Origin of the sequence: Citrobacter sp. On2M, assembly GCF_018035235.1 — a bacterium.
GTDB lineage: Bacteria > Pseudomonadota > Gammaproteobacteria > Enterobacterales > Enterobacteriaceae > Citrobacter > Citrobacter meridianamericanus.
Genome location: NZ_WPCV01000002.1, coordinates 1,034,496 through 1,061,009, shown reverse-complemented (window position 1 = coordinate 1,061,009; position 26,514 = coordinate 1,034,496). Strand labels below are relative to the sequence as shown.

General features: G+C 53.8%; 27 protein-coding genes and 1 tRNA gene. 8 read left to right on the top strand and 20 right to left on the bottom strand.

The window, feature by feature from the left end:
* Window positions 1–168 precede the first annotated feature (168 nt).
* Both On2M_RS07170 and rsuA read right to left on the bottom strand, forming a co-directional pair.
* Window positions 169–1,359: a Bcr/CflA family multidrug efflux MFS transporter gene (locus On2M_RS07170; RefSeq protein WP_151219864.1), complete on the bottom strand. Its 1,191-nt coding sequence runs from the start codon at window positions 1,357–1,359 to the stop codon at window positions 169–171.
* Between the two features lie 15 nt (window positions 1,360–1,374).
* Complete coding sequence (gene rsuA / locus On2M_RS07165) at window positions 1,375–2,082, bottom strand: 16S rRNA pseudouridine(516) synthase RsuA (RefSeq protein WP_151219865.1); 708 nt, start codon at window positions 2,080–2,082, stop codon at window positions 1,375–1,377.
* A gap of 150 nt (window positions 2,083–2,232) precedes the next feature.
* On the opposite strand from rsuA, the gene On2M_RS07160 reads away from it, so the two are divergent.
* Both On2M_RS07160 and rplY read left to right on the top strand, forming a co-directional pair.
* Window positions 2,233–3,993, top strand: coding sequence for a DEAD/DEAH box helicase (locus On2M_RS07160; RefSeq protein WP_151219866.1), 1,761 nt, complete (start codon window positions 2,233–2,235; stop codon window positions 3,991–3,993).
* Between the two features lie 124 nt (window positions 3,994–4,117).
* Complete coding sequence (gene rplY / locus On2M_RS07155; RefSeq protein ID WP_006683755.1) at window positions 4,118–4,402, top strand: 50S ribosomal protein L25; 285 nt, start codon at window positions 4,118–4,120, stop codon at window positions 4,400–4,402.
* 101 nt (window positions 4,403–4,503) lie between these two features.
* Here rplY and yejK read toward each other — a convergent pair whose 3' ends face one another.
* A complete protein-coding gene (yejK, locus tag On2M_RS07150) occupies window positions 4,504–5,511 on the bottom strand; it encodes a nucleoid-associated protein YejK (RefSeq protein WP_151219867.1) in 1,008 nt (335 codons plus the stop codon).
* A gap of 134 nt (window positions 5,512–5,645) precedes the next feature.
* On the opposite strand from yejK, the gene On2M_RS07145 reads away from it, so the two are divergent.
* The 4 genes from On2M_RS07145 (at window position 5,646) to narP (ending at window position 8,661) form a co-directional block, all read left to right on the top strand.
* Window positions 5,646–5,873 carry a YejL family protein gene (locus On2M_RS07145; RefSeq protein WP_003027506.1) on the top strand — a complete coding sequence of 76 codons (228 nt, stop codon included), beginning with the start codon at window positions 5,646–5,648 and terminating at the stop codon, window positions 5,871–5,873.
* Between the two features lie 31 nt (window positions 5,874–5,904).
* Window positions 5,905–7,665 carry an LPS biosynthesis-modulating metalloenzyme YejM gene (gene yejM / locus On2M_RS07140; RefSeq protein ID WP_151219868.1) on the top strand — a complete coding sequence of 587 codons (1,761 nt, stop codon included), beginning with the start codon at window positions 5,905–5,907 and terminating at the stop codon, window positions 7,663–7,665.
* A gap of 74 nt (window positions 7,666–7,739) precedes the next feature.
* A tRNA-Pro gene (locus On2M_RS07135) sits at window positions 7,740–7,816 on the top strand.
* Window positions 7,817–8,013: 197 nt separating this feature from the next.
* Window positions 8,014–8,661 carry a nitrate/nitrite response regulator protein NarP gene (gene narP, locus On2M_RS07130; RefSeq protein ID WP_016153764.1) on the top strand — a complete coding sequence of 216 codons (648 nt, stop codon included), beginning with the start codon at window positions 8,014–8,016 and terminating at the stop codon, window positions 8,659–8,661.
* A 101-nt stretch (window positions 8,662–8,762) separates the two neighbouring features.
* Here the strand turns inward: narP and On2M_RS07125 are convergent, their stop codons facing one another.
* The 15 genes from On2M_RS07125 to napF all read right to left on the bottom strand — a co-directional run bounded on the left by On2M_RS07125 (window position 8,763) and on the right by napF (window position 20,947).
* A complete protein-coding gene (locus tag On2M_RS07125) occupies window positions 8,763–9,812 on the bottom strand; it encodes a cytochrome c-type biogenesis protein CcmH (RefSeq protein WP_151219869.1) in 1,050 nt (349 codons plus the stop codon).
* The gene (gene dsbE / locus On2M_RS07120; RefSeq protein WP_210904550.1) at window positions 9,809–10,366 is read right to left on the bottom strand and encodes a thiol:disulfide interchange protein DsbE; all 558 of its coding nucleotides are present in this window, start codon (window positions 10,364–10,366) and stop codon (window positions 9,809–9,811) included. The genes On2M_RS07125 and dsbE overlap by 4 nt, the downstream gene beginning before the upstream one ends.
* A complete protein-coding gene (locus tag On2M_RS07115) occupies window positions 10,363–12,318 on the bottom strand; it encodes a heme lyase CcmF/NrfE family subunit (protein ID WP_187253428.1) in 1,956 nt (651 codons plus the stop codon). Before On2M_RS07115 ends, dsbE begins: the two co-directional genes overlap by 4 nt.
* A complete protein-coding gene (ccmE, locus tag On2M_RS07110) occupies window positions 12,315–12,794 on the bottom strand; it encodes a cytochrome c maturation protein CcmE (RefSeq protein WP_016153767.1) in 480 nt (159 codons plus the stop codon). Before ccmE ends, On2M_RS07115 begins: the two co-directional genes overlap by 4 nt.
* A complete protein-coding gene (ccmD, locus tag On2M_RS07105) occupies window positions 12,791–13,003 on the bottom strand; it encodes a heme exporter protein CcmD (protein ID WP_151219871.1) in 213 nt (70 codons plus the stop codon). Before ccmD ends, ccmE begins: the two co-directional genes overlap by 4 nt.
* Complete coding sequence (locus On2M_RS07100) at window positions 13,000–13,737, bottom strand: heme ABC transporter permease (protein ID WP_151224740.1); 738 nt, start codon at window positions 13,735–13,737, stop codon at window positions 13,000–13,002. The genes ccmD and On2M_RS07100 overlap by 4 nt, the downstream gene beginning before the upstream one ends.
* 75 nt (window positions 13,738–13,812) lie before the next feature.
* On the bottom strand, window positions 13,813–14,472 hold the full coding sequence (gene ccmB, locus On2M_RS07095; protein WP_151219873.1) for a heme exporter protein CcmB: 660 nt from the start codon (window positions 14,470–14,472) through the stop codon (window positions 13,813–13,815).
* The gene (gene ccmA / locus On2M_RS07090; protein WP_151219874.1) at window positions 14,469–15,089 is read right to left on the bottom strand and encodes a cytochrome c biogenesis heme-transporting ATPase CcmA; all 621 of its coding nucleotides are present in this window, start codon (window positions 15,087–15,089) and stop codon (window positions 14,469–14,471) included. The genes ccmB and ccmA overlap by 4 nt, the downstream gene beginning before the upstream one ends.
* A gap of 20 nt (window positions 15,090–15,109) precedes the next feature.
* Window positions 15,110–15,712: a cytochrome c-type protein NapC gene (napC, locus tag On2M_RS07085; RefSeq protein ID WP_003027548.1), complete on the bottom strand. Its 603-nt coding sequence runs from the start codon at window positions 15,710–15,712 to the stop codon at window positions 15,110–15,112.
* Between the two features lie 9 nt (window positions 15,713–15,721).
* On the bottom strand, window positions 15,722–16,171 hold the full coding sequence (gene napB / locus On2M_RS07080) for a nitrate reductase cytochrome c-type subunit (protein ID WP_151219875.1): 450 nt from the start codon (window positions 16,169–16,171) through the stop codon (window positions 15,722–15,724).
* Window positions 16,168–17,031 carry a quinol dehydrogenase ferredoxin subunit NapH gene (gene napH, locus On2M_RS07075; RefSeq protein ID WP_210904549.1) on the bottom strand — a complete coding sequence of 288 codons (864 nt, stop codon included), beginning with the start codon at window positions 17,029–17,031 and terminating at the stop codon, window positions 16,168–16,170. Before napH ends, napB begins: the two co-directional genes overlap by 4 nt.
* Complete coding sequence (gene napG, locus On2M_RS07070) at window positions 17,018–17,713, bottom strand: ferredoxin-type protein NapG (protein ID WP_151219877.1); 696 nt, start codon at window positions 17,711–17,713, stop codon at window positions 17,018–17,020. Before napG ends, napH begins: the two co-directional genes overlap by 14 nt.
* 6 nt (window positions 17,714–17,719) lie before the next feature.
* Entirely contained in the window at window positions 17,720–20,206 is a 2,487-nt protein-coding gene (gene napA / locus On2M_RS07065; RefSeq protein WP_151219878.1) for a nitrate reductase catalytic subunit NapA, read from the bottom strand.
* On the bottom strand, window positions 20,203–20,466 hold the full coding sequence (gene napD / locus On2M_RS07060; RefSeq protein ID WP_210904548.1) for a chaperone NapD: 264 nt from the start codon (window positions 20,464–20,466) through the stop codon (window positions 20,203–20,205). Before napD ends, napA begins: the two co-directional genes overlap by 4 nt.
* Window positions 20,456–20,947, bottom strand: a complete 492-nt coding sequence (gene napF / locus On2M_RS07055) for a ferredoxin-type protein NapF (protein WP_187253433.1) — start codon at window positions 20,945–20,947, stop codon at window positions 20,456–20,458. Before napF ends, napD begins: the two co-directional genes overlap by 11 nt.
* A gap of 413 nt (window positions 20,948–21,360) precedes the next feature.
* Here napF and eco point away from each other — a divergent pair, with 413 nt between their 5' ends.
* Window positions 21,361–21,858 carry a serine protease inhibitor ecotin gene (gene eco / locus On2M_RS07050; RefSeq protein WP_187253580.1) on the top strand — a complete coding sequence of 166 codons (498 nt, stop codon included), beginning with the start codon at window positions 21,361–21,363 and terminating at the stop codon, window positions 21,856–21,858.
* 47 nt (window positions 21,859–21,905) lie between these two features.
* On the opposite strand, the gene mqo is transcribed toward eco, so the two are convergent.
* Entirely contained in the window at window positions 21,906–23,567 is a 1,662-nt protein-coding gene (gene mqo / locus On2M_RS07045; RefSeq protein ID WP_151219881.1) for a malate dehydrogenase (quinone), read from the bottom strand.
* A 276-nt stretch (window positions 23,568–23,843) separates the two neighbouring features.
* Here mqo and On2M_RS07040 point away from each other — a divergent pair, with 276 nt between their 5' ends.
* On the top strand, window positions 23,844–25,091 hold the full coding sequence (locus On2M_RS07040) for a SulP family inorganic anion transporter (RefSeq protein ID WP_210904547.1): 1,248 nt from the start codon (window positions 23,844–23,846) through the stop codon (window positions 25,089–25,091).
* Here the strand turns inward: On2M_RS07040 and mgtE are convergent.
* Entirely contained in the window at window positions 25,054–26,490 is a 1,437-nt protein-coding gene (gene mgtE, locus On2M_RS07035) for a magnesium transporter (RefSeq protein ID WP_187253435.1), read from the bottom strand. The two genes, On2M_RS07040 and mgtE, sit on opposite strands and share 38 nt — an antisense overlap.
* Between the last annotated feature and the right edge of the window lie 24 nt (window positions 26,491–26,514).

The following is a 26,514-nucleotide window of genomic DNA, read 5'->3' as shown; positions in this document are numbered from 1 at the left end:
CTATATGTACTCGTTTCTGCGATCTAACTCAACCTTTTTAACTACAATGATGTGACTTTTTACATAAATTGATTTTACATAAAATAAACATACGCGGGGAAAATGATAGATTTGCGGTTGATGTACATCAACTCTGGAGGCCTTATGGCCCCCAGGTTGTGTAATAGATCACCGTTTTTTGGCGCGACTGGCGTAGAGATAGAAGAGAATTGAGCTGGTGGCGCAAAATGCTATCGACCATATCATTGGCCAGGCCGAGTTAAAGGTAGCCAGAGATAACAGCGCCCCAACGATAGCGCCAATGCCAAAGCGGAACGTCCCTGCCAGCGATGACGCCGTTCCCGCCATATGTGGAAATTCATCGAGAATCACCGCCATGGCGTTGGATGACACCATCGACACGCAGCCAACAAACGCCGCAACGCCTACCACCAGCGCCCAGAAGCCAACCCCGAACAATGCACTAAAGACCATCCAGCCTGCCATCACGAACTGGATCCACAGGCCAATACGGAACATATTCAATGCACCAACCCGCCGAACAAAGCGGCTGTTGATGATGGTCATCACGAACAGGAACACAATGTTCAGCGCGAAGTAATAGCCGAAATGCTGCGGTGAAACGTGGTTGATCTCAATGTAGACGAAGGGGCCGGCGCTCAGGAACGAGAACATCCCGGCAAAGCTGAACCCACTGGCCAGCATATAGCTCAGCACGCGTTTATGGCGAAACAGCGAGGCAAAGTTACCAATAGTGGTACGCAGGCGAAACGGCTGGCGACGCTCTACCGGCAAAGTCTCTTTGATCAGAGTAAGGATCATCACCGACGCCAGAATAGCGGCCACGGCGAGGATCCAAAAGATGTAGTGCCAGCTCAGCCATACCAGCACCCAGCCACCGATAATCGGCGCCATTAATGGCGCGATAGTCGTGACCAGCATGACGAATGACATCATGCGCGAAAACTCTTCTTTCGGATAGATATCACGCATCAGGGCGTTGATAACCACGCTCGCTGCTGCAGCAGCCAGGCCGTGGAAAAAACGCATCACGATCAGCTGATCGATGGTTTGCGCCAGTGCGCAGGCCACTGCCGCCGCCGCAAACACCAGCGTCCCGCCCAGAATCACTGGCTTGCGTCCAAGACTGTCTGCCATTGGACCATAGAACAGTTGACCCACTGCAAACCCCAGAATATAGGTACTGAGGGTCATCTGCGCGCTACCAGCTGGCACACCAAACTGTTCAGAGATAACAGGCAGCGCCGGAAGATACATATCAATCGACAACGGCATCAACATGGCTAGCAAGCCAAGGATAAAGACAATGGCAATTGACGAGTTCTGCCGGGTGGTCACATTTAGCTCCTGAAATTAACGCGGGGTTAAGTTAACGCTGGCAATTTCTTCTTCGGTCAAAGGACGATATTCACCCGGCGCCAGATCATCATCAAGCCTGATGTCACCAATCCGTTCACGGTGCAGTTCCACAACGTGGTTACCCACGGCGGCAAACATACGTTTAACCTGATGATAGCGCCCTTCGCTGATGGTCAAGCGCACCTGAGTTGGCGTAATGACTTCCAGCAAGGCTGGCTTGGTCAGGTCTTTCTCATTATGCAACTGTACACCATGGGCAAACTGTTCGGCGGTATCATCTGCCACTGGCGACTCCAGCGTCACCAGATAGGTTTTCTCGCAATGGTGACGCGGCGAAGTGATGCGATGCGACCACTGTCCGTCATCGGTCATCAGCACCAGTCCGGTGGTGTCGATATCAAGACGCCCTGCCGCATGCAGTTTGTAGGCCACCGGTTCATCAAGGAAATAGAGCACCGTCGGGTGATCCGGGTCATCCGTTGAGCATACATAACCCTGGGGCTTATTCAGCATAAAATAGCGTGGGCCATTTTGTTGAACCAGGGAATTACCGTCATATTCTACGTCGTGTTCTGGCAGCAGCTTAAAAGCGCTATTTCTGACGATTTCACCGTCGACGGTAACGCGGTTAGCACGGATCTCACGCCCGGCAATAGCGCGGCTGACGCCGAGTTGCTGAGCGATAAATTTATCAAGTCGCATGAGTGTGATTTTGCCTGTAAAAATACGAGAATCGGGTTTACGCCCGAAAAGTGGGACCGTTATCCGCCCAGTATAGCGGCGTTACACCATCCCTCAAGAGAAATGATTCATGGCATACTACTCCTTGTTATTGTTTATTTTAGTGAGCCCATGATTTTTACTCTTCGCCCGTACCAAAAAGAAGCTGTTGACGCCACGCTCAACCATTTTCGCCATCACCGCACGCCGGCGGTGATCGTCCTGCCAACCGGTGCGGGCAAAAGCCTGGTGATTGCCGAGTTGGCCCGCGTGGCGCGCGGTCGCGTACTGGTACTGGCGCACGTCAAAGAACTGGTCGCGCAAAACCACGCCAAATATTGCGCGCTGGGGCTGGAAGCCGATATTTTTGCCGCAGGTCTGAAGCGTAAAGAGAGCCACGGGAAAGTGGTATTTGGCAGCGTACAGTCGGTGGCACGTAATCTGGATGCCTTTCAGGGAGAATTCTCTCTGCTTATCGTCGATGAATGTCACCGTATTGGCGATGATGAAGAGAGTCAGTATCAGCAAATCCTCACTCACCTGACCAAAGTAAATCCCCACTTACGCCTGCTCGGGCTTACCGCCACACCTTTTCGTTTGGGCAAAGGCTGGATTTACCATTTTCATTATCACGGAATGGTGCGCGGCGATGAAAAAGCGCTGTTTCGCGACTGCATTTACGAATTACCACTGCGCTACATGATTAAACACGGTTATCTGACGCCACCAGAACGCCTTGACATGCCGGTCGTGCAATATGATTTCAGCCGCCTGCAGGCGCAGAGTAACGGCCTGTTTAGCGAAGCGGACCTGAATCAGGAACTGAAAAAACAGCAGCGAATAACGCCGCATATCATCAGCCAGATTGTCGAGTTTGCCCAGACGCGTAAAGGGGTGATGATTTTCGCCGCCACCGTTGAGCATGCCAAGGAAATTCTGGGTTTGCTACCTGCTGACGATGCCGCGCTAATCACTGGGGACACGCCTGGCGTTGAACGCGACGTGTTAATTGAAGAGTTCAAAGCCCAACACTTTCGCTATCTGGTGAATGTGTCGGTCCTGACCACCGGCTTCGATGCCCCGCACGTCGACCTTATCGCCATTCTGCGCCCGACCGAGTCAGTTAGCCTTTACCAACAAATTGTCGGCCGTGGGCTGCGCCTGGCGCCGGGTAAAACCGACTGTCTGATCCTCGATTACGCTGGCAACCCGCACGACCTGTACGCGCCGGAAGTCGGTGCGCCGAAAGGGAAAAGCGACAACGTTCCGGTACAGGTGTTCTGCCCTGCCTGCGGCTTTGCCAACACCTTCTGGGGCAAAACAACGGCCGACGGCACGCTGATTGAGCACTTTGGCCGCCGCTGTCAGGGATGGTTTGAAGATGATGACGGCCATCGCGAACAGTGCGATTTTCGTTTCCGTTTTAAAAACTGCCCACAGTGCAATGCGGAAAATGACATCGCCGCCCGCCGTTGCCGGGAGTGCGACACGGTGCTGGTTGACCCGGATGACATGTTGAAAGCCGCGCTCAGGCTTAAAGATGCGCTGGTTTTGCGCTGCAGCGGGATGGCGCTACAAAATGGGCAGGATGAAAAAGGCGAATGGCTGAAAATAACCTATTACGATGAAGATGGCGCCGACGTCAGCGAACGCTTTCGCCTGCACACTCCCGCGCAGCGAACGGCCTTCGAACAACTGTTTATTCGCCCGCATACCCGAACGCCCGGCATTCCCTTACGCTGGATAACCGCCGCCGATATCCTCGCCCAGCAGGCGCTGTTACGTCATCCTGATTTCGTGGTGGCGCGCATGAAAGGTCAGTACTGGCAGGTACGTGAAAAGGTCTTCGATTATGAAGGACGCTTTCGTCGGGCACATGAATTACGCGGTTAATCGTACTTTTGATTGATGTGCCAGGCGTTTGAGTATAGAATCTCGCCCGCTTTTGCATACGCAAAGCAGATCACATACCTGTTGCTGGGTCGCCTGTAGCAGGAATTATTAAAGAGAGATTTAAATGTTTACTATCAACGCTGAAGTACGTAAAGAGCAGGGTAAGGGTGCGAGCCGCCGCCTGCGTGCCGCTAACAAGTTCCCGGCAATCATCTACGGTGGCGCAGAAGCCCCGATTGCTATCGAACTGGATCACGATGCAGTTATGAACATGCAAGCTAAAGCTGAATTCTACAGCGAAGTTCTGACCATCGTTGTTGACGGTAAAGAAGTTAAAGTTAAAGCTCAGGCTGTACAGCGTCATGCGTTCAAGCCGAAGCTGACTCACATCGACTTCGTTCGCGCGTAATCGCCTACAAGTTGAAAAAAAACCCCGCCTCGGCGGGGTTTTTTTATGGGGCTTATCGGTTGGCCGGATATGGCTTTACGCCGCCATCCGGCATTAACATTTTACTTCCCACCCGACGTGCGGCGCTGCAGCTGGTCGCGCAGGTTCGGTGGCGTACCTTTGATTGTCAAGGTGTCCGTCGCCGGATCCCAGAAAATACGTTCACCCAGTAACATGGCGTCGAAGTTAATAGTTAACCCACCGCCGCTGCCAGCAAATTTGGTTAACTGACGCAGCGTACTGCGATCCGCAGGGAAGCTCTCTTCCAGCTCGTAACCTTTATCAGCGGTAAATTCGCTGAAGCTAACTTCACTGACACCGGAAAGTTCTTTAGACAGCGACTCCAGCTCGATCTCTTCACCGGCTTGTAACTGCTCGTTGCAGTAGCTGTACACCTGCTGACGCACGTTCTGGCGTTCAGCTTTATCGAGCTGCGCCTCATTGGTAAAGTCATCGACAGCCTGCAGCAAACCACGGTTTTGCGCTTTGGCGTTCAGACCTTCGCTGGCACCGAGGAAATCCATAAAGAAATCGGCGACTTTGCGCCCTACCCGCCCTTTCAGGAACGTCAGATAGCGCGTGGACTCCGGGTTAGTTTCCCACTCGGTTAAATCAATGCGCGCCACGATATCCGCATGATTGATATCCAGATAGTGCGTCGGATTGATATCCAGATTTTCATTGACGCGCATGCTGCTTAAATTGTTCAGCACGGCGACCAACAGATACTCTACCGCCAGATATCGGTAATGGCAGAACAGGACAATGCCGCCGTCGGCAAAAGGATATTTCGCCAGCTCGTCCCGCAAGCGTCCGGTCGCGGCACGACTGAAAGCCAGAAAATCCTCTTCGCCCTGACGCTGTAAACGCAGCGTTTGCGCCAGTTCACTCTCTTCGCTAAACAGGCCATAGGCTTTATTCTTGGCGCTATATACCCGATGCAGCTCAGCCATCATCTCGACAACGGTCGCTGTCGGTTCCAGTAATGAATCGCGCAAGACCAGCTCAAGATTCTGCTCGTCACGTTTGATAAGCTGGTGCAGGGCAATCTGGTTGATATCCAGACTCATGATAAACTCTCCTTTTAGACCGGGCGGTATTCAACCACCTGCCGGGCAGTGACGCAATAGAAGATAAAAAAGCAGAAAAAAAACTGTCTGTACGGTAATATGTTGCCCTTTCATGAACAGACTGATTTCGATTTATGCCACAAATTTCCCGCTATAGTGACGAACACGTTGAACAACTGCTGAATGAGATGCTCAACGTACTGGAAAAACATAAGGCGCCGACCGATCTTTCCCTGATGGTATTGGGAAATATGGTAACTAACCTTATCAATACAAGCATCGCACCGGCCCAGCGCCAGGCGATTGCCAACTCTTTTGCCCGCGCATTGCAGTCTTCGGTAAACGACGACCAAGCGCATTAAGAGCCTGCTCCGGGGAAACGAACAACAGTTTATGGTAACTCATCGTCAGCGCTACCGTGAGAAAGTCTCCCAGATGGTTAGCTGGGGGCACTGGTTTGCCTTGTTCAACATTCTGTTGGCCGTGGTACTCGGTAGCCGTTACCTGTTTGTCGCCGACTGGCCGACAACGCTTGCAGGTCGCATTTATTCCTATGTAAGCCTGGTCGGACATTTTAGTTTTCTGGTCTTTGCCGCCTATCTGTTGATTCTGTTTCCCCTGACGTTTATCGTCATGTCCCAGAGGCTGATGCGATTCTTGTCAGCGATTCTGGCGACGGCTGGCATGACGCTGTTGCTCATCGACAGCGAAGTTTTCACCCGCTTCCATCTGCACCTCAACCCGATCGTCTGGGAACTGGTCATCAACCCTGACCAGAATGAAGCTGCGCGTGACTGGCAACTGATGTTTATCAGTGTGCCAGTGATTCTGTTAATTGAAATGCTCTTTGCGACCTGGAGCTGGCAAAAGCTACGTAGCCTGACGCGTCGTCGCCATTTTGCCAAACCGTTAGCCGCATTTTTCTTCATTTGCTTTATCGCCTCGCACGTGGTGTATATCTGGGCGGATGCCAATTTCTATCGCCCGATTACCATGCAGCGCGCAAACCTGCCGCTCTCCTATCCGATGACGGCACGTAAGTTCCTGGAAAAACATGGTCTGCTGGATGCGCAAGAGTACCAGCGTCGCCTGATCGAGCAGGGGAATCCGGAAGCAGTATCCGTACAGTACCCGCTCAGCGAACTGCGCTATCGCGATATGGGCACCGGCCAGAACGTCCTGCTGATCACCGTCGACGGCCTGAACTATTCACGCTTTGAAAAGCAGATGCCTGCGCTGGCTGAATTCGCCGGGCAGAATATCTCCTTTACGCGTCACATGAGCACTGGCAACACCACGGATAACGGGATTTTTGGCCTGTTCTATGGTGTATCGCCAAGCTACATGGACGGCATTTTATCGACCCGAACGCCTGCGGCGTTGATTTCCGCGCTGAACCAGCAGGGTTATCAGTTAGGGCTATTCTCCTCGGACGGCTTTACCAGCCCGCTATATCGCCAGGCGCTGCTGTCAGATTTCTCCATGCCAAGCGTGCAAACGCAATCTGACGAACAAACCGCAAGCCAGTGGATTAACTGGCTGGGACGCTACGCGCAGGAAGATAACCGCTGGTTCTCGTGGGTCTCCTTTAACGGGACGAACCTTGATGACAGCAACCAGAAGAATTTTGCCAAACGTTATGCCAGCGCCGCTCAGGATGTGGATGCCAACATCAACCGCGTTATTAGCGCCCTGCGCGACTCAGGTAAACTGGATAACACGGTGGTGATTATTACCGCAGGTCGGGGCGTGCCGCTGACGCAGGAAGAGAACAACTTTGCCTGGTCACGCGGTCATCTGCAGGTTCCTCTGGTTATTCACTGGCCGGGAACGCCTGCCCAGCGCATCAATAGTCTGACCGATCATACAGACCTGATGACAACGCTAATGCAGCGCCTGTTGCACGTCAGTACACCTGCTAACGAATACTCACAGGGGCAGGATCTGTTCAATGCAACCCGCCGCCATTACTGGGTTACTGCCGCCGACGGCAGCACGATGGCCGTTACCACACCCGAGATGACGCTGGTGCTGAACAACAACGGTAATTATCAGACCTATAATTTACGCGGCGAGAAAATAAAAGATCAGAAACCGCAGCTAAGTCTGCTGTTACAGGTTCTGACGGATGAGAAGCGATTTATCGCTAACTGATTAATTATAAATCAGTTAGCGAGACATCCTCTTGCATTCGTAGCGGAAAGCAGTAGTATTAGCAGCCATAGCGTCGGCACGTAGCGCAGCCTGGTAGCGCACCGTCATGGGGTGTCGGGGGTCGGAGGTTCAAATCCTCTCGTGCCGACCAAAAATCCCCAAAAAAACCAACCCTCGGGTTGGTTTTTTTATGTCCATTATTCAGCATTCCCACCCTTTTCTGCACAGGTTTTACTACTTACCCATGCACAAATTGGGGTAAAATTTATCCTCTTATCAGCGCGATGAATCTGGACGATTGATGCGCTGAAAACAATAATGATACTAATAAAAACTCAGGAGAATAGTATGCCTGAAGCAACGCCTTTTCGGGTGCTGATTGTCGACGACCACCCACTGATGCGGCGGGGAATTAGTCAATTATTGCAACTTGATCCCGCCTTTAACGTAGTCGCGGAAGCGGGTGACGGTGCCAGTGCTATCGATCTGGCAAATCGCCTTGACCTTGATGTGATCCTGCTGGATCTCAATATGAAAGGGATGAGCGGGCTGGATACCCTGAATGCGCTGCGTCGGGACGGCGTCACCGCGCAAATTATTATTCTTACCGTTTCGGATGCCGCCAGCGATGTGTATGCCTTAATTGATGCCGGCGCGGATGGTTATTTACTTAAAGACAGCGATCCTGAAGTTCTGCTGGAGGCCATTCGCAGCGGCGCCAAAGGCGGTAAAGCCTTTAGTACCCGCGTTAGCGAATATTTGCGTGAGCGCGACCTGTTTGGTGCCCAGGAAGATCCATTCAGCATTCTCACCGAACGCGAACTGGATGTGTTACATGAACTGGCTCAGGGGCTGTCGAACAAACAGATTGCATCAGTGCTGAATATTTCTGAACAGACGGTGAAGGTGCATATTCGCAATCTGCTGCGCAAACTCAACGTGCGTTCTCGTGTAGCTGCCACCATCCTGTTTTTACAAACGCGCGGCATGCAGTAATCAGATATTGCCCGATGGCGCTACGCTTATCGGGCCTACAAGTCACGTGCATTAGTAGGCCGGATAAGACGCTTTGCGTCGCCATCCGGCATCTTCCAATCTTACTTCTCCTGCGGCGTTAGCTGTTCCATCGCCTGCTTAATGCTGCGTTCTATCACCGCCCGACGAGTATCGTTGGCGGGTAATAATTTCAGCATCATCTCCCACGCCGCAACCGCCTCGCCAAAGCGCTGCTGTTCAAAAGCGTTAAACGCGTACATGCTGAGAACCCGCACGTTGGCATGTTCGCCGCGTACCAACTGGCGTAGCAGCTCCCCTCCCCGACGGTTATCGTCAGGATCGGAAGAACGGGTCAGCGCTTCCGCATAGCCCAGCGCAGCATCGCTGTTTTTCGGATCCAGTCGATAAGCATTGGCATAGGCTTCAGTGGCCGTACTGGCGTTACCAAGTACCATGCCAATGCGCCCAAGCATGATCCAACCTTCAACGTTGGCAGGATCGGCTTGTAAGCGAGTGCGCAGACCCAGCGCCAGACGTGTCATATCTTCTTCATTGAGCGGATCAGCTTTTGGATCCAACGCCCGCTCCAGCAGCGCCGGAGCCTGAGCGGTGGCCTGTTGCCAGACCTGAACCTGCTTGTAGTTGCCGGTTTCGTAATAGCTCACTGCGCCAACCCCCAGCGCCACCACGATGCCAGGCACAAACAACCCGAATCCACCGCGCTTGCCATCCGGGATAACGTCGTCAGGAAACGCCTCCTGTTTCACCCGAACGCGTCGGCGGGTACGAGCGAAAATAATCCAGCCTCCCAGACCAATGGCTACCACCGGCATTACCCACAGCAGCACGGTAAGCGGCGTCAATGGCGGATCGTAAGTGACGAAGTTGCCGTAACGCGCCACCATGTAATCAACAATTTCTTTCTGGCTTTTTCCTTCCTGCATCAGTTCGTACACTTTCTGGCGCAGGTCAGTGGCAATCATTGAGTTAGAATCAGCAATGCTGTTGTTCTGACATTTAGGACAACGCAGTTGTTCGGTAAGCTGGCGGAACTGCTGCTCCTGCGCTTCGTCCTTAAACTGCATCACGTCAATAGTCGCCAGAGCGGATCCCGAGATAACCAGCATTAGCAGGCCCAGTAAAACTCTCATTGCGCAGCCTCCTTACTGTACTTATCCCACAACGGTTTGAGCTCGCGTTCCCATACCCTGGCGTTTAAATCACCAGCATGGCGGTAGCGAATAATGCCTTTCCCGTCGATCAGAAACGTCTCCGGCGCGCCGTACACACCAAGATCCAGGCCAAGCATCCCATCGCCGTCAAACAGGCTCAGCGCATATGGATTGCCCAGCTCTTTCAGCCAGACAATAGCTTTCTGGCGATCGTCTTTATAGTTCAGACCCACCACCCGCACGCCCTGCGCAGACAGCTGATTCAGATACTGATGCTCTGCGCGACAGGTCGGACACCAGGTCGCCCAGACGTTCAGCAATACCGGTTTACCCTGCGTCAGCACATCGGCCTGATAATGCTGACCCGGATTTTCCAGCGATTCGAGGCGGAATGTTGGAACCGGTTTGCCAATCAGCGCCGATTCCAGATTCGTGGGGTCGTCGCCTTGCGCGTTGCGCGCTAACTGCCACAGCAGCGCCGCAGCAATAATGAGAAAAATAATAAACGGGATTAACAGTGCGTTGCGCTTCATACAGCCTCCGACGCATTTTTTTGCACCGCAGCGCGAGGACGCGTGCGCTGGCGATAGCGTGGATCAAACAGGCAGAACAACCCACCCAGCGCCATCAGCAATCCTCCGGCCCAAATCCAGCGAATAAACGGTTTATAATACAGACGTACAGCCCAGGCGCCGTTATCCAGTTCTTCGCCCAACGCAGCGTAAAGGTCACGTGTGAATCCGCCGTCAATTGCCGCTTCAGTCATCATCGAACTGGTGCTGTTATAGAAGCGTTTTTCCGCATGCAGCGTGGCTTCCGGTTTACCATCACGAGTGACGCCAATAATGGCAACGCCCCCCCGGTAGTTTGGTCCGGTAATATCTCTCACTTCGCGGAACGTAAACTGATAGTTATGGATACTGACGCTATCACCCGCCTTCATACGCACATCACGTTCAACGCTGTAGTTCTGGCTAAAGGCAATACCGACAATGGTGATCGCCAACCCTACGTGACCCAACACCATGCCCCAATAGCTTGGTGTTAACTTCGTTCCGCGGGAAATACGCAGGAACGCTTCGGCCATCGCCAGTACAAAAATCCAGCACGCCATCGCCAGGCCCACGACGGTCATCGCCGCAATGCGATCCTCAAACAGCCACGGCAACAGCAGCGACAGGACAAGCGTGGTGACAAACGCGACAAGCAATAGTGTTTTCAGCTTACGCGGTCGGTCACGCCCCCAGCGCACTAATGGTCCAATCCCCAGCAACAGCGCGAACGGCGCCATTAGCCAGGTGAACATTGTGTTGAAGAACGGCTCGCCAATCGAAATACTGCCCAACCCAAGCTGTTTGTGCACCAGCGGCAGCAATGTGCCCAGTAGCACCACCAGCATGGCGGCAATCAGCAGAACGTTATTCCCCAGCAGCAGCGATTCACGTGACCACAGTGCGTTATTAACCCGCGAGCGAACCTTGTGACCGCGCACGGCAAACAGCAGCAGGGAGCCACCAATCACCAGCACCATGAAGGCCAGAATGAACATACCGCGCGACGGATCGGAAGCGAAGGCATGAACCGACACCAACACGCCAGAGCGCACAAGGAAAGTTCCTAACAGGCAAAGCGAGAAGGCGCAGATTGACAGCAGCAGCGTCCATGCTTTAAAGCTGGCGCGCTGTTCTGTCACCGACAACGAGTGCATCAGCGCCGTTCCCACCAGCCATGGCATAAACGAGGCGTTTTCGACCGGATCCCAGAACCACCAGCCGCCCCAACCCAGCTCGTAATAGGCCCAGGCAGAACCGAGCACAATGCCCAGCGTCAAAAAGACCCACGCCGCCAGCGTCCACGGACGCGAAAAACGGGCGAAGGTGCTGTCCAGTCGTCCACTCATCAACGCGGCAATGGCAAAAGCAAATGCCACGGAGAAACCGACATACCCCATGTACAGCAACGGCGGGTGGAAAATAAGCCCCGGATCCTGCAACAGCGGGTTCAGATCGCGCCCTTCAATAGGAAAGTTAGGCAGCGTGCGGGCAAACGGGTTGGAGGTAAACAGGATAAACAACAGGAAGCCGACGCTGACCATCCCCATCACCGCCAACACGCGGGCGACGATATCCAGCGGCATGCGCTGGCTGAACGCCGCGACGGCGAACGTCCAGCCACTCATCAGCAGCACCCACAGCAGCAGCGAGCCCTCATGCGCGCCCCACGTCGCCGCCACCCGATACCAGACCGGAAGCTGGGTATTGGAGTTGCTTGCGACGTAGGTGACGGTAAAGTCATTAACCACGAAGGCGTTGACCAGAATCAGGAACGCCCCCATCACACAGATAAATAACACCCAGGCAAAGGGCCGCGCGGAAGCCATCATCCGTACATCGCCGCGCGCTACGCCCCAAAGCGGATAGACCGACAGCAGTAATGCAACGCCAAGTGCAAGGCATAACAGCGCGTTGCCAATTTCAGGCATCATGACGTTTTATCCTTATAGACACTTTCCGGACGACGATGGTTTTCCTGCATCGCTTTTTCGACTTCCGGCGGGGTGTAGTTTTCATCATGTTTGGCCAGAACCTCTTTGGCCTGCACATGATTTCCCCCGTCCAGCTCGCCCTGAACGACGACGCCCTGCCCTTCACGGAACAGGTCCGGCAGAATACCTTCATAGGTTACATCCACCACACCTTCGGCGTCATAGATGCTGAAATTCACTTTCAATGACTGCGGATCGCGCTTTACGCTGCCGGGCATAACCATACCGCCCACGCGCAGGCGCTGACCGACTTCAGGCATCTGCTGGGTTTCACGCTTACCGTAGAGTATCTCTCCCGGCGTATAGAACAGATCGATATTGGAACGCAGCGCATAGAGCACCAGCGAAATGGTCAAAGCCAGACCAGCAAGCACCGCACAGGCTATCCATAGCCGATTTTTACGTCGAATATTCACGCCGCCTCCCGTTGCACTTGCGCCGCACGCATACGCGCTTCTCTCGCCCGCTGCTGCGCCACACCGCGTAAGATTGCGCGATGCTGTAATGCAGAATGCAGCACCAGCGCCACCAGAGGAATAAGGGTCATGGCGACAGCCAGCCAGACATACAAGGCGTAACCGCCCATCGCGAAAAAATCACTCCATGATGCAAATGCAGGGGTCATTGGCGGCCTCTTTTTAAGATCAGTTCGCTCACCCAGGGGCGGCGTTTTTCCATCATCAAAATCAGGTTACGCATGCGCATCAGCGCCAGCGTGACAAACAGTAACAGGTAGCCGACGATAGCCAGACGCAGCGGCGCGCGCATTGCCGGATCGATGCTCTGCTGCATGCGGGTTGACCCCTGATGCAGCGTATTCCACCACTCAACCGAGTAGTGAATTATCGGTAAGTTGACCACGCCAATCAGCACCAGAATGCCGGCAGCACGCCCCGCCAGGCGGCGGTCATCAAACGCATGCCACAGCGCAATGGCGCCAACGTAGAGAAACAGCAGTACCAGTTCAGAGGTGAGTCGGGCATCCCAAACCCACCAGGTTCCCCACATCGGTTTGCCCCATGCGGAACCCGTCACCAGCGCAATAAAGGTGAACACTGCACCAATGGGCGCCATCGCAGCCAACGCCAGATTGGCCATTTTCATCTGCCAGACCAGGCCGACAAACGCGGCAACAGCCATTGATGCGTAAATTCCCATCGACCATATTGCCGCCGGAACGTGCAGATAAATAATGCGATAGCTCTGCCCCTGCTGATAATCTGCAGGCGCGAAACCAAAGCCCCAGATCAAGCCTGTAATCAGTACCACCGCGCTGGCAATCGCCAGCCACGGAATAAACCAGCCACAGATCTGATAGAGCCGAGGGGGCATCGCCAATTGATGAAGTGTTTTCCACATAGTTCAGTCACCAGACTCCATAATTAATATCCGTTTTGCCTGAGCGTCTTGCCCGGCCTGCACATCTAATCTGCGCTATTGCACGCTTATCCGTAACGCCGCAGCCGTGGCAAACGGGCTTAGCGTGGCGCTGCCTACCAGCAACGCGCCCAAAATCGCCATGTACCCTTCAACCGGTAAGTGCATGGAAGCCGCATCCATCGCGGCGGTCGCAAAAATCAGTAAGGGGATGGTGAGCGGGAGAACCAGCACGCTCAACAACACACCGCCGCGCTTTAAACCTACCGTCAACCCCACGCCCGGTGCGCCGAGAAAGCCCAGCGTTGGCGTCCCAAGTAATAAGGTCAACGCCATAATTTTCCAGCCGTACATATCCATGCCCAGCAGCAGAGCGACTAACGGCGAGAGGATGAGCAAAGGCAAACCGGTCACAACCCAGTGCGCCATCACCTTCGCCAGAACTACTGCCGGCAGTGGCAGCGGCAGCAACATCAGTTGCTCAAGGCTGCCATCCTGTAAGTCATCACGAAACAACCGTTCCAGCGCCAGCAACGACGCCAGCAGTGCCGCAACCCAGATGATGCCCGGTGCAATACGCGCCAGCAGTTGCGGCTCCGGACCGATGCTCAAAGGGAACAACGTGATAACAATCAGGAAGAACCATAAAGGATTGGCGATTTCCGCACTATGACGAAACGCAACTTGCAGTTCTAAACGGAAGATTCGCCACATCATTGCGTTGTCCTCTCGCTGGTCAGCGCAATACGTCGCACTTTATCGGTTTCGACATTGAGCGGTTGGTGGGTAGTGAGAATAACAATACCCCCCTGCTCCGTATGCTGCGCCATACGCTGAGTCAGTCGCTCAACGCCGTTCACATCAATGGCGGTAAAGGGCTCATCGAGGATCCACAACCGGGCGCGAGTCAGCCACAAACGGGCCAGCGCCACGCGCCGCTGTTGTCCGGCGGAGAGTTGGTTCACCGGAATATCTTCATATCCGGCAAGCCCCGCCTGCGCCAGCGCCGCCAGACACTGTGCGATGTCGCCGTCGTGGTGGAAGAAACGCAGGTTCTCCAACGCCGAAAGCCGGGTTTTTATCCCCGGCTGATGTCCGATCCACAACAATTGTTGGTGGTAGCTATCCCGCACATGATGCAGCGGTTGCTCTTGCCAGCAAACCTCCCCTGCATCGGGACGCGCCAGCCCGGTAAGCAACCGCAGAAGAGTGGTTTTCCCTGCGCCGTTGCTGCCGGTAATTTGTACCCATTCCCCTGCGTTGACGCGAAATGACAACTCACTGAAAAGTATTCTGTCATCCCGCTCGCAAAGTAATTCTCTGGCTTCAAGCATACCTGGTTATCTACATCCTGTTAAAAGCCCGGTTTGACTTCGCGCATATCAGGCAGTTTGTGCGCTATCCCTTTATGGCAGTCAATACAGGTTTGCCCGTCTTTCACGGCCTGGTCGTGCATTTTGGCCGCTACGCCTTTCTGGGCGGTTAAATCCATAAACTCGAAGTTGTGACAGTTTCGACACTCTTGCGAATTGTTATCTTTCATACGCCGCCACTCATTTTGCGCCATCGTTAAACGATGATCTTCAAATTTCTGCGGTGTATCTATTAACCCCAGTGCTTTCGCGTACAGCTCTTTACTGGCCTTGATCTTACGGATCATTTTTGGACCCCACTCGTGTGGGACATGGCAATCAGGGCAAGTCGCTCGCACACCACTACGGTTGTTGTAGTGTACGGTTTCCATGTATTCCTGGTACACCGTATTGCGCATTTCGTGACAGCTAATGCAGAACTCTTCTGTATTGGCCTTTTCCATACCGGTATTAAAGCCGCCCCAGAAAATAATGCCGCCCACAAAGCCGATTAACAACAGCGTGCCGAGCGCCAGACGGCTGGGGCGACGCCACCATTGCCAGACGCGCTTAATCCAGCCTGGTTTACGGTTAGAATTTTCCATAATGACCTCTTATTTCCCGTAACCTTTCGAGGGGGTGAAGGTATTTTCAACAATCGGCGCAGCGTCAGCCTGCGGAACGTGACATTGCAGACAGAAATAACGACGCGGCGCGACTTCAGCCAATACCTTGCCGTCGCTATCCATAAAGTGCGTAGGACTGACGCGCAGCGCACCGGTGGTGCGATAGCTTTCCACACCGTGGCATTGCAGGCAGCGGTTAGTGTTAGTCGTCACCTGATATCCTTCAACGCTGTGCGGAATCATCGGCGGCTGATTCACATAGTTCAGCGGCATACGCACTTGCTCTTTCGGCATGCGAATCGCCCCTTCCTGCGTTCCTGAGACTTCCGGTGACTGGCTCAGATCCACTCCATTTGCAGCCCAAACTGCCCCACTGACTAGCAAGGCCAGCGCGGCCATCCATTGACTCAGCGCTTTAATCAGGTCATGGCTTTTCATGATTTCGCTCCCGAACTCCATCGTGTTGTTATTGTAAAAACATCCTCAGAACAGACATCCACACAGCGACCGCAGGCCATGCAATCGCGACTGGTTACCTGCACCGGACTTTGCTCATCCAGCACCGGCGCACGTAGCACATGCGGTTCCGGGCAAACATGAAAACAATCCATACAGCGGTTACATCTGTTACGTTCTTTTGCTGAGACGGTTAATGCACCTTTACTTCCCACTACGCTATACAGCGCACCCAGTGGGCAGAGATGCCCGCACCAGCCGTGTTCAACGACCAGTAAATCAAATAAAAACAGCGCGAGGATCAGCAACGCTCCGCTACCGAATCCCATTACCAGGCTGCGTCCCAGCAGAGAAACCGGGTTTATCCACTCCCACAGCAGCGTACCAGTCAGCGCTGAACCGACCAGAATGACCACCAGCAGGACGTACCGTATATGGCGCGGTAGGGTCGCGGACTGATTCAGGTCAAACCTTCTGCGCAGCCAACTGGCTAAATCGGTAACCGGGTTCATTGGGCAAACCCAACTGCAAAACAGTCGCTTACCCGCCAGGGCATACAGCACCGTGATGATGATGGCGCCCGTTAACGCCACCGTCGCCGGCAGATGTCCGCTGGCCAGGCTTTGCAGGGTGATCAGTGGGTCGGTGAACGGAATGGAATCCAGCAACAGGCTGCTACTGTAATTGCCATGCAGGATCCACACGCCAAGCCACGGGCCGCTGAGGAACATCGCCAGGATCAAAAACTGGCTCAGACGACGCAGCACCAGCCAGCGGTGGCTCATCCACCATCCTTTTTTCGCCTGCGCTTCACGCCCGGCATCACGTTTACGATTTGCCATTGTTCCCCTCCAGCCAACCGAAGCGGTAATGGTGTCCTAACTCCCCTTTCGCCAGCGACAGCGGCAACACTTTTATTGCAGGCTGCTCCAGTACGCAGACTTTTTCGCATTTCCCGCAGCCGGTACAGGCATCGCTGTGCACGGTAGGAATAAACCGCGCGTGCTTGCCGGTACGCATGTTGCGGTCCAGCTCAAGGGTGATAGCCTCATCAATTTTCGGGCACTCGCGATAACAAACGTCACAGCGTAACCCCTGATAGTTGAGGCAGTTTTCGTGATCCAGCAGAACTGCCAGCCCCATACGTGAATCGTCTATGGATGCAATTTCCCTGTCCAATGCGCCGCTGGGGCAGACTTTGGCGCACGGAATGTCCTCACACATTTCGCAGGGAATCTCACGAGCGACAAAATACGGCGTACCCGCTGCCAGCCCGGAGGCCAGCGTCGCCAACTTCAACGTGTCATACGGGCAGGCCTGAACGCACTGTCCGCAGCGCACGCAGGCGCTGGCGAACGCCTCCTCGCTCAGTGCGCCGGGCGGGCGCAACCGCACGCCGGTTGCTCGTGCGGTTTGCTGTTGCAACCCCAGCGCCACGCCAACGACGGCCAGCCCACCCGCAGCACGAACCATATCGCGCAGAAAGCGGCGGCGGCCATTTTGGGGTTTAGCTGACCGGGACATAACGCGTTACACCTTCGCCAGTTTCACGGCGCACTTCTTGAAATCCGTCTCTTTGGAGAGCGGATCTGTCGCATCCAGCGTCAGGTTGTTCACCAGCTGTGCGGCATCGAAGAACGGCATGTACACCAGCCCCTGCGGCGGACGGTTACGACCGCGTGTTTCAACTATCGAAATCACTTCGCCACGACGGGAAACCACTTTGACTTTATCGCCACGGCGCAGATCGCGCGCTTTTGCATCCAGCGGGTGGATAAACAGCACGGCTTCCGGGAAAGCGCGGTGCAGTTCAGGCACACGGCGTGTCATGCTGCCGGTATGCCAGTGTTCCAGCACACGTCCGGTAGACAGCCACAGGTCGTATTCTTTATCCGGCGCTTCAGCAGCAGGTTCAAACGGCAGCGCGAAGATGACCGCTTTGCCGTCCGGCTTACCGTAGAACTTGTAGCTTTCGCCCGCTTTTACATAAGGGTCGTTGCCCTCGCTGTAACGCCACTGGGTTTCTTTACCCTCAACGACCGGCCAGCGTAAGCCGCGCGCTTTGTGATAATCGTCAAATGGCGCAAGGTCGTGCCCATGACCGCGACCAAACCATGCGTACTCTTCGAACAGTCCTTTTTGCAGATAGAAGCCCAGCTCACGGGACTCATCGTTGAGCTGATCGTCAGCCAGTTCAGCCACCGGGAATTTCGTCACTGCAGGCGTGGCAAACAGAACGTCATACAGCGTTTTGCCGCGGAGTTCCGGTTTCTGCGCCAGCAGCTCTTCCGGCCACACTTCTTCTGTTTTGAAGCGACGAGAGAACTGCACCAGTTGCCACAGATCCGATTTCGATTCGCCCGGCGCTTTAATCTGCTGACGCCAGAATTGTGTACGGCGTTCCGCGTTACCGTAGGCGCCTTCTTTTTCTACCCACATTGCGGTCGGCAGGATCAGGTCAGCAGACAGGGCGCTGACCGTCGGATACGGATCGGAGACAATGATGAAGTTGCGCGGATCGCGCCAGCCCGGCATACGTTCTTCGTTGATGTTCGGACCAGCCTGCATGTTGTTGGTACACATCGTCCAGTAGACATTGAGCTTGCCGTCTTTCAGCGCACGGTCTTGCGCCACGGCATGCAGGCCGACTTTCGCCGGAATTGTCCCCGCCGGTATATTCCAGTGCTTCTCGCAGATATCGCGGTGTTTTTCGTTCGTTACCACCATGTCCGCAGGCAAACGGTGAGAGAACGTACCGACTTCACGCGCAGTACCGCAGGCGGAAGGCTGGCCGGTCAACGAGAACGGACCACAGCCTGGCTGGGAGATTTTGCCGGTCAGCAGGTGCAGGTTGTAGACCAGGTTGTTGGCCCACACGCCGCGGGTATGCTGGTTAAAGCCCATCGTCCAGTAGGAGATGACTTTTTTCTTCGGATCGGCATACAGCTGAGCTAACTGTTCCAGTTGATCTTTCGGGACGCCGGTCATTTCGGCGGTTTTATCGAGTGTGTACTCGGCAACGAAAGCTTTGTAGTCCTCAAAGCTCATCGGTTCAGAGGCATCGGAACCCGGATTTTTCGCCGCTTTTTCCAGCGGATGGGTAGGACGCAGACCGTAGCCGATATCCGTTACGCCTTTACGCACGTTAACGTGCTTACTAAAGAAATCCTGATTTATCGCATTGTTTTGAATAATGTAGTTCGCGATGTAGTTGAGGATCACCAGATCGGTTTGCGGCGTGAAGACCATACCGTTGTCCGCCAGCTCAAAGCTGCGGTGCTGGAAGGTGGAAAGAACCGCGACGTTAACGTTAGGGTCGGACAAACGACGGTTGGTGATGCGCGACCACAGGATCGGATGCATTTCCGCCATATTCGCGCCCCACAGGACGAAAGCGTCAGCATGCTCGATATCGTCATAGCAGCCCATCGGCTCATCCATACCGAAGGTACGCATAAAGCCGACTACCGCTGACGCCATGCAGTGACGCGCGTTCGGGTCGATGTTATTGGAACGGAAACCCGCTTTGAACAATTTAGCCGCAGCATAACCTTCCCAAATCGTCCACTGACCAGAGCCGAACATACCGATAGACTCCGGGCCTTTCTCTTTCATGGACGTTTTGAATTTCTCTTCCATCACGTCAAAAGCCTGGTCCCAGCTAATCGGGGTGAACTCGCCCTCTTTGTGATACTTCCCGTCCTTCATGCGCAGCATCGGCTGCGTTAAACGGTCTTTTCCGTACATGATTTTCGGCAAGAAGTAACCTTTGATACAATTAAGCCCACGGTTAACCGGCGCATCCGGGTCGCCCTGGCATGCCACAACACGCCCTTGCTGCGTCCCGACCAATACGCCACAGCCCGTCCCGCAAAAACGGCACGGGGCTTTATCCCATTTGATGGCCTCTTGCTGACCGGCTACCGCACGGGCTACGCCCGGCACGCTTAACCCGGCAGCCGCCGCAGCGGCCGCAACGGCGTTAGCTTTCATAAAGCTACGACGACTGAGTTTCATGGTGTTTCCTCACCTTGCTCATCCTGCTGGTGATAAACCAGCGACACCGCCAGTACGCCCGCAACGTTGCGCACTGACTCAATAGTTTTCATTAACGTTTCGCTGTGTTCAGCTTCCACCACCACGATCAGTTGACCGCTTTCCATATCGCTGAGGGCAACTTCGCAACCGGGAAAGGAACATAACTGTGTGGCGATATCATTGATATGCTGGCTTTTGGCCTGAACGACCAGGCTGCAGACCTGCCAGTTATTGTCCATGGTTGTACTCCGCGTTAATGGCTGATACCGGGCAGATAGCGACACATGCGCCACATCCGTTACAGTCCTGATTGTCGAGCTGCGGCTGATAAATGCCGGACAGCGTGGGACGAAAGGTTATGGCCATGGGTTCACAGCTATCCTGACAGCGATGACATTCAACGGACTGGTGTGCGAGACAGTTTTCCCCGATAGTAAAATTCAGATCCCATGCCCTGGTGTGGCGCGGAAGAAAAAGTGATTCGGGACAGGCTTCTGCGCAGGCATAACAAAAGCTGCACTCGCCGTGTTTGAAATTTACGCTCGGGTAACCACCCTGGCCTCGCTGCAGGATGTCGGTTTCACACGCCTGGATGCAGGCGTCACAACGGAGGCAATGGGCCAGAAAGTGGGAGTCTTCCTTGCTCCATGGCGGACGGATCCCCGCGTTGGCATTTCGCCAACTGCCTGTCAACATACCTCGACGGGATAAATCAACCATGACATTGTCCTTCCATAATGACGCTCTCCCTCGACGGGTTGAACGACATAAAAAACTGCACTATTTATGAGTAATTATTTTTAGCCGTAAGATATTTCAGGATGTGTTAGAGGAGCATACCCCAATCGGGGTAAATGCTGTTGCCGGATCAAAGGAGTGTTGAGTTGGCGGGAAAAAATGCGCTTTTGCTCACATTTCAATGAGTTATATAAAAGCATATATAACGAATTTCGCAAAAAGCTGAAAATCTCAACATTAGGATAACTCCTGGAATATATCGCTATAGAGACAGGTAAATACTATTTAATTCACCTTAAATATAAGTAAATACAGATTAATAGATTATGTAAATATGTTAACCTGATCCAGACTCGTTCATAAGACAGAAGAAAGGAAACACTGTGAACAATAAGATGAAGACAATTGTCCCTGCCGTACTTTTCGCCGCATTTGCCAGTACCTCTGCGTGGGCTGCCAGTAACGATACCAGCGCTCAACCGCTGGAAAAAGTCGCCCCCTATCCTAAAGCGGAAAAGGGTATGAAACGCCAGGTTATCCAACTTACTCCTGAGAAAGATGAATCTACTCTCAAAGTAGAACTACTGATCGGACAAACACTGGAAGTTGACTGCAACCAACACCGCCTGGGCGGAGAACTGGACAGCAAAACGCTGGAAGGTTGGGGATATGACTACTATGTCTTTGACAAAGTTACGTCTCCGATCTCAACCATGATGGCTTGCCCGGACGGTAAGAAAGAGAAGAAATTCATCACCGCGTATCTGGGTGATGACGGTATGCTGCGTTACAACAGCAAGTTGCCGATTGTGGTCTACACCCCGGAAAACGTGGACGTGAAATACCGCATCTGGAAAGCGGAAGATAAAATTCAGGACGCAGTCGCGCGATAAGTGAGAATATGCCGGATGGCGGCGTAGCGCCTCATCCGGCATTTTATTTACAGCGCGATATCCGCGACAGCTTTTTGCTCAGGCTGCTGTTGTGCCTGAGGTTTGAGCTGTGGTTTCGGCGCTTCGTCAGCGACCTGCGGCTTATCATACTTCAGCCCCAGAACGTCACTGGTGTACTGCAGCTCTTGTTCCGTAGCCTCAACATTACCGTTCAGCTTCGTGCCATAGGACGGAATAATGGTTTTCAGCTTCGCCTGCCACTCGGGACTGGCCACTTTATCTTTAAACACTTTTTCCATCAGATGCAGCATGATCGGCGCGGCGGTTGACGCCCCCGGAGAAGCCCCCAGCAGCGCAGCAATGGTGCCCTCTTTATCGCTGACCACTTCGGTACCCAGGCGCAGAACGCCGCCCTTCTCCGCATCACTTTTGATAATCTGCACACGCTGGCCTGCCTGCCATAAACGCCAGTCTTCTTTTTTCGCCTGCGGATAGTACTCTTGCAGCGCGGCAAAACGGTCATCGTCGCTGAGCATCACCTGGCTTAGCAGATATTTCACCAGATCGAAGTTATCCAGACCCACGTTAACCATCGGCATAAAGTTCGAAGTAGTCGTCGAGCTAAGCAGATCCCACAAGGAACCGTTTTTCAGGAACTTGGTGGAGAATGTTGCGAATGGCCCAAACAGCACCACACGTTTACCATCGAGGATACGAGTATCGATGTGCGGCACGGACATCGGCGGCGCACCAACGGAGGCCTGACCGTACACTTTCGCCAGATGGCGATTGACCACGTCCGGATTATCCGCAACCAGGAACTGCCCGCCCACCGGGAATCCGGCATAGCCTTTCGCTTCCGGAATGTCGGTTTCCTGCAACAGCTTCAGGGCAGCACCACCGGCACCGATAAAGACAAACTTCGCCTTAATATCGTGTTCCGCTTCGTTATTTTTCAGATCGGCGACCGTCACGGTCCAGCTATTGTCAGCATTACGCTTAAAGCCACGCACCTCGGTGCTTAGCTGCAACGCGAAGTTAGGTTTTTTCTGTAACGAGGCAATCAGCTGGCGCGTGATTTCGCCGTAGTTCACGTCAGTACCAATCTCGGTACGCGTTGCCGCAACTTTTTGTTTTGGATCGCGACCTTCCATGACCAGCGGCGCCCACTCTTTAATCTGCGCGTGATCTTCAGAATAACGCATACCGCGGAATAACGTGCTCTGTTGCAGTGCAGCGTAACGGGCACGCAGGAAGTTGACGTTCTCGTCACCCCAGACAAAACTCATATGCGGAACGGTGGTGATAAATGAGCGAGGTTCATGCATTACGCCATTATTGACCTGATGAGCCCAAAACTGGCGGGAAATCTGGAAGGCTTCGTTAATTTCGACTGCCTTTTCAATGCTGATGCTACCGTCGGCCTTTTTCGGTGTGTAGTTCAACTCCATCAGTGCCGAGTGGCCCGTTCCGGCGTTATTCCAGCCGTTTGAGCTTTCCTGCGCTACCCCGTCCAGTCGCTCAACCATGGTCATTGACCATTGCGGCTCCAGCTCCTGTAAATAGGTTCCCAGCGTGGCGCTCATGATGCCGCCGCCAATCAACAGCACGTCCGTTTCCTGCTCTTCCGCCGCTTTCGCTTTTGCCGCCATTGAGACAACATTCAGTCCTACGGCCATGGTGAAGAGCATGGCAGTCACTTTTTTCATAATGTTAATGCCTTACTTTTAGTATCGCTTTTTGCTTTTTATGCAGGTGAAAATCGAGCGGCATCAACGGTAACACTTAAGTAAAAATAATTAAATATTGTTTATAAATTATATTTAATTTTTAAAAATGTTATCAATACGTTGGTATTTTATAGGGTTATTGACAATCATTTCTGGAAACCGCCCCCTCAGACGGGTACTATGCTGCGCTTTGCTATTCACCGCACGGATGCCTGTCGGTCTGCTGTATCAGGCCATTTTGATCTCAGAGTAATTATGTCTGCATCTCACACCTCCTCTGCAACAGTGGCAGAACACACGACGCGCGGTGTGCTGCGCCAACCCCGTCTGCTGGTTCGCGAAACGCTGGCTGGTGTGGTCACCGCCCTGGCACTGATCCCGGAAGTGATCTCTTTTTCCGTTATTGCTGGCGTCGATCCGAAAGTCAGTCTGATCGCCTCGGTTGTATTGTGCCTGGCAATGTCATTTTTAGGTGGGCGTCCGGCAATGGTTACCGCCGCTGCAGGATCGGTTGCGCTGGTCATTGGCCCGATGGTGCATCAACACGGTGTGCAGTACATCCTGCCTGCGGTAGTGCTGGCCGGAATTATTCAGATCCTGTTTGGCGTGCTGGGCATGGCGCGTCTGATGCGTTTCATCCCTGGGGCCGTCATGACCGGGTTCGTCAACGCGCTGGGAATTTTGATTTTCTTTGCTCAGGTCCCGCATTTCTGGGGCAAAAGCCCGCTAATCTGGGGGCTGTTTATTCTGACCCTGCTGATTGTGCTGTGGGTTCCGCGGTTTATTAAAGCCATTCCCGCGCCGCTTATCGCCATTGTGCTGCTGACGGTGTTCACTGTCACCAGCGGGCAGCTGTTGCCGACCGTCGGTGACGAAGGTTCAATGAGCGGCGGCCTGCCGGGATTAACGCAGTTACTCGTACCGCTCAACCTGCAAACGCTGGCGATTATCTGGCCCTGTGCGCTAAGCATCGCTTTTGTTGGTTTGATGGAGTCGCTGTTAACCGCCCGCCTGGTGGATGACCTGACGGTTACGCCGTCGAATAAGAATCGCGAGAGCGCCGGGCTTGGGATCGCCAATATTCTGGCCGGATGTTATGGCGGCATTGCCGGGTGCGCGATGATTGGTCAAACCATCGTTAACGTCGAGATGGGCAAAGGACGCAGTCGCGTCTCGACGTTTGCCGCCGGGCTGGTCTTGCTGCTGTTGGTTACCGCGTTAAGCGAAGTGATGGCGAAAATACCCATGTCGGTGCTGGCGGGGATTATGGTGATTGTGGCGGTGAAAACCTTCAGCTGGCATAGCATTCAACCCACCACACTGGCGAAACTCCCTGTGACTGAAACGCTGGTGATGCTACTGACCGTCGCCGCGACGGTGTCGACCGGCAACCTGGCGATTGGCGTGGTTGCCGGCGTAATGGCAATGCTCATTCTGCCGCGTATCGTCAGAGGCAAACGCGCGGCTACATCAGAAACAGCGTTGCCAGACCAAGAAAAATAAAGAATCCCCCGGTATCGGTGATAGCCGTAATCATCACGCTCGAGCCGACCGCCGGGTCACGCCCGAGCTTCACCATCGTCATCGGAATGATGACCCCCATTAATGCTGCCATCAACAAATTAAGCATCATCGCCAGGGTCATCACTCCGCCGAGCGCCATGTCATCATACAGCCACCAGGTAATACCGCCCATAATTCCGCCCCATACGAGGCCATTAATCACCGCCACGCCCATTTCACGCAGGATCAAAAACGTCAGGTTCCCCGGTTGAATATTTTGTAGCGCCAGCGCACGAACGATCATGGTGATGGTCTGATTCCCGGTATTGCCGCCAATTCCCGCCACAATTGGCATCAGTGAGGCCAGCGCCACCAGTTGCGAAATCGTGTGTTCAAAACCGTCGATCACCCGCGAGGCGATGAAGGCGGTACAGAGGTTAACGGCCAGCCACGCCCAACGCGTTTTTACCGCTTTGGTAACGGGCGCAAACACGTCCTCTCCGGCGCTTAAGCCCCCCATTCGACGCAAATCGGTATCAGTTTCTTCATAGACCACATCGACGATCTCATCGATGGTTAAGCGGCCCATCAGCTTGCCTGAAGGGTCAACGACCGCGGCACTGACCAGGTCGTCACGTTCGAAGGTACGTGCAGCGTTTTCAGCGATATCGTCCGGAGAAAAGGTGAGCGGGTCATCTTCCATCACCTCGCTGACTTTGCGTTGCACATCATTAAGCAGAATGCAGGTTAGCGTCAGTTCGCCAACCAGCACTTTATTGCGATCGGTCACGAAGAGTTTATCGGTATTCTCCGGCATTTTGCCCAACCGTCGCAGGTAGCGTTGCACCACTTCCAGCGTCACGTCCGGACGCACGGTGATGACTTCGAACTCCATAATCGCGCCGACGCGATTCTTCTCGTAATGCATTACCTGGCGGACACGCGCCCGCTCTTCGGCCGGTAACGTCGCCAGCAGTCGTCCAGTGAGGTTACGCGGGAGATGCTGCACCAGATAAATCTGTTCGTCGATATCGAGATATTGCAGCGCGTCCAGTATTTCGCGGTCGCTCATCTCATCGATCAGGTCGTCCCAGACGTTTTCTGACGCCTCAAGCAAGACGTTACCACGCTTTTCACTTTCGACCAGTCGCCACAGGGCGTGACGCTCTTCTGAAGGTAATGCTTCGAGGGTATCGGCTAAATCGGGCGGCGGCAGATGGGCAACCAGCGCCCCTACCTCAGCAATATCGTCGGCTAACGTACCGACGTCATATTGCTCAGCCAGGGTAAGCTTGCCCAACAGTGTTGAAACAATGGCTTTATCAGTGGTCAGCAACCAGATAAGACGCGCACGCTCTTCATCACGCAGTCTGGCGCTATTTTTGTTTGTAACGGACATTAATCATAAATCCATGATATGAAA

What these genes read in the sequence shown, in the direction of transcription:
- napD (WP_210904548.1), bottom strand. Translation starts at nt 20,466, where the DNA reads ATGGACAATAACTGGCAGGTCTGCAGCCTGGTCGTTCAGGCCAAAAGC.
- rplY (WP_006683755.1), top strand. Translation starts at nt 4,118, where the DNA reads ATGTTTACTATCAACGCTGAAGTACGTAAAGAGCAGGGTAAGGGTGCG.
- napF (WP_187253433.1), bottom strand. Translation starts at nt 20,947, where the DNA reads ATGGTTGATTTATCCCGTCGAGGTATGTTGACAGGCAGTTGGCGAAAT.
- ccmB (WP_151219873.1), bottom strand. Translation starts at nt 14,472, where the DNA reads ATGATGTGGCGAATCTTCCGTTTAGAACTGCAAGTTGCGTTTCGTCAT.
- dsbE (WP_210904550.1), bottom strand. Translation starts at nt 10,366, where the DNA reads ATGAAGCGCAACGCACTGTTAATCCCGTTTATTATTTTTCTCATTATT.
- eco (WP_187253580.1), top strand. Translation starts at nt 21,361, where the DNA reads ATGAAGACAATTGTCCCTGCCGTACTTTTCGCCGCATTTGCCAGTACC.
- On2M_RS07100 (WP_151224740.1), bottom strand. Translation starts at nt 13,737, where the DNA reads ATGTGGAAAACACTTCATCAATTGGCGATGCCCCCTCGGCTCTATCAG.
- mqo (WP_151219881.1), bottom strand. Translation starts at nt 23,567, where the DNA reads ATGAAAAAAGTGACTGCCATGCTCTTCACCATGGCCGTAGGACTGAAT.
- On2M_RS07160 (WP_151219866.1), top strand. Translation starts at nt 2,233, where the DNA reads ATGATTTTTACTCTTCGCCCGTACCAAAAAGAAGCTGTTGACGCCACG.
- ccmD (WP_151219871.1), bottom strand. Translation starts at nt 13,003, where the DNA reads ATGACCCCTGCATTTGCATCATGGAGTGATTTTTTCGCGATGGGCGGT.
- mgtE (WP_187253435.1), bottom strand. Translation starts at nt 26,490, where the DNA reads ATGTCCGTTACAAACAAAAATAGCGCCAGACTGCGTGATGAAGAGCGT.
- narP (WP_016153764.1), top strand. Translation starts at nt 8,014, where the DNA reads ATGCCTGAAGCAACGCCTTTTCGGGTGCTGATTGTCGACGACCACCCA.
- napG (WP_151219877.1), bottom strand. Translation starts at nt 17,713, where the DNA reads ATGTCCCGGTCAGCTAAACCCCAAAATGGCCGCCGCCGCTTTCTGCGC.
- napA (WP_151219878.1), bottom strand. Translation starts at nt 20,206, where the DNA reads ATGAAACTCAGTCGTCGTAGCTTTATGAAAGCTAACGCCGTTGCGGCC.
- napC (WP_003027548.1), bottom strand. Translation starts at nt 15,712, where the DNA reads ATGGAAAATTCTAACCGTAAACCAGGCTGGATTAAGCGCGTCTGGCAA.
- On2M_RS07125 (WP_151219869.1), bottom strand. Translation starts at nt 9,812, where the DNA reads ATGAGAGTTTTACTGGGCCTGCTAATGCTGGTTATCTCGGGATCCGCT.
- yejM (WP_151219868.1), top strand. Translation starts at nt 5,905, where the DNA reads ATGGTAACTCATCGTCAGCGCTACCGTGAGAAAGTCTCCCAGATGGTT.
- ccmA (WP_151219874.1), bottom strand. Translation starts at nt 15,089, where the DNA reads ATGCTTGAAGCCAGAGAATTACTTTGCGAGCGGGATGACAGAATACTT.
- On2M_RS07115 (WP_187253428.1), bottom strand. Translation starts at nt 12,318, where the DNA reads ATGATGCCTGAAATTGGCAACGCGCTGTTATGCCTTGCACTTGGCGTT.
- yejK (WP_151219867.1), bottom strand. Translation starts at nt 5,511, where the DNA reads ATGAGTCTGGATATCAACCAGATTGCCCTGCACCAGCTTATCAAACGT.
- rsuA (WP_151219865.1), bottom strand. Translation starts at nt 2,082, where the DNA reads ATGCGACTTGATAAATTTATCGCTCAGCAACTCGGCGTCAGCCGCGCT.
- napB (WP_151219875.1), bottom strand. Translation starts at nt 16,171, where the DNA reads ATGAAAAGCCATGACCTGATTAAAGCGCTGAGTCAATGGATGGCCGCG.
- On2M_RS07040 (WP_210904547.1), top strand. Translation starts at nt 23,844, where the DNA reads ATGTCTGCATCTCACACCTCCTCTGCAACAGTGGCAGAACACACGACG.
- napH (WP_210904549.1), bottom strand. Translation starts at nt 17,031, where the DNA reads ATGGCAAATCGTAAACGTGATGCCGGGCGTGAAGCGCAGGCGAAAAAA.
- On2M_RS07145 (WP_003027506.1), top strand. Translation starts at nt 5,646, where the DNA reads ATGCCACAAATTTCCCGCTATAGTGACGAACACGTTGAACAACTGCTG.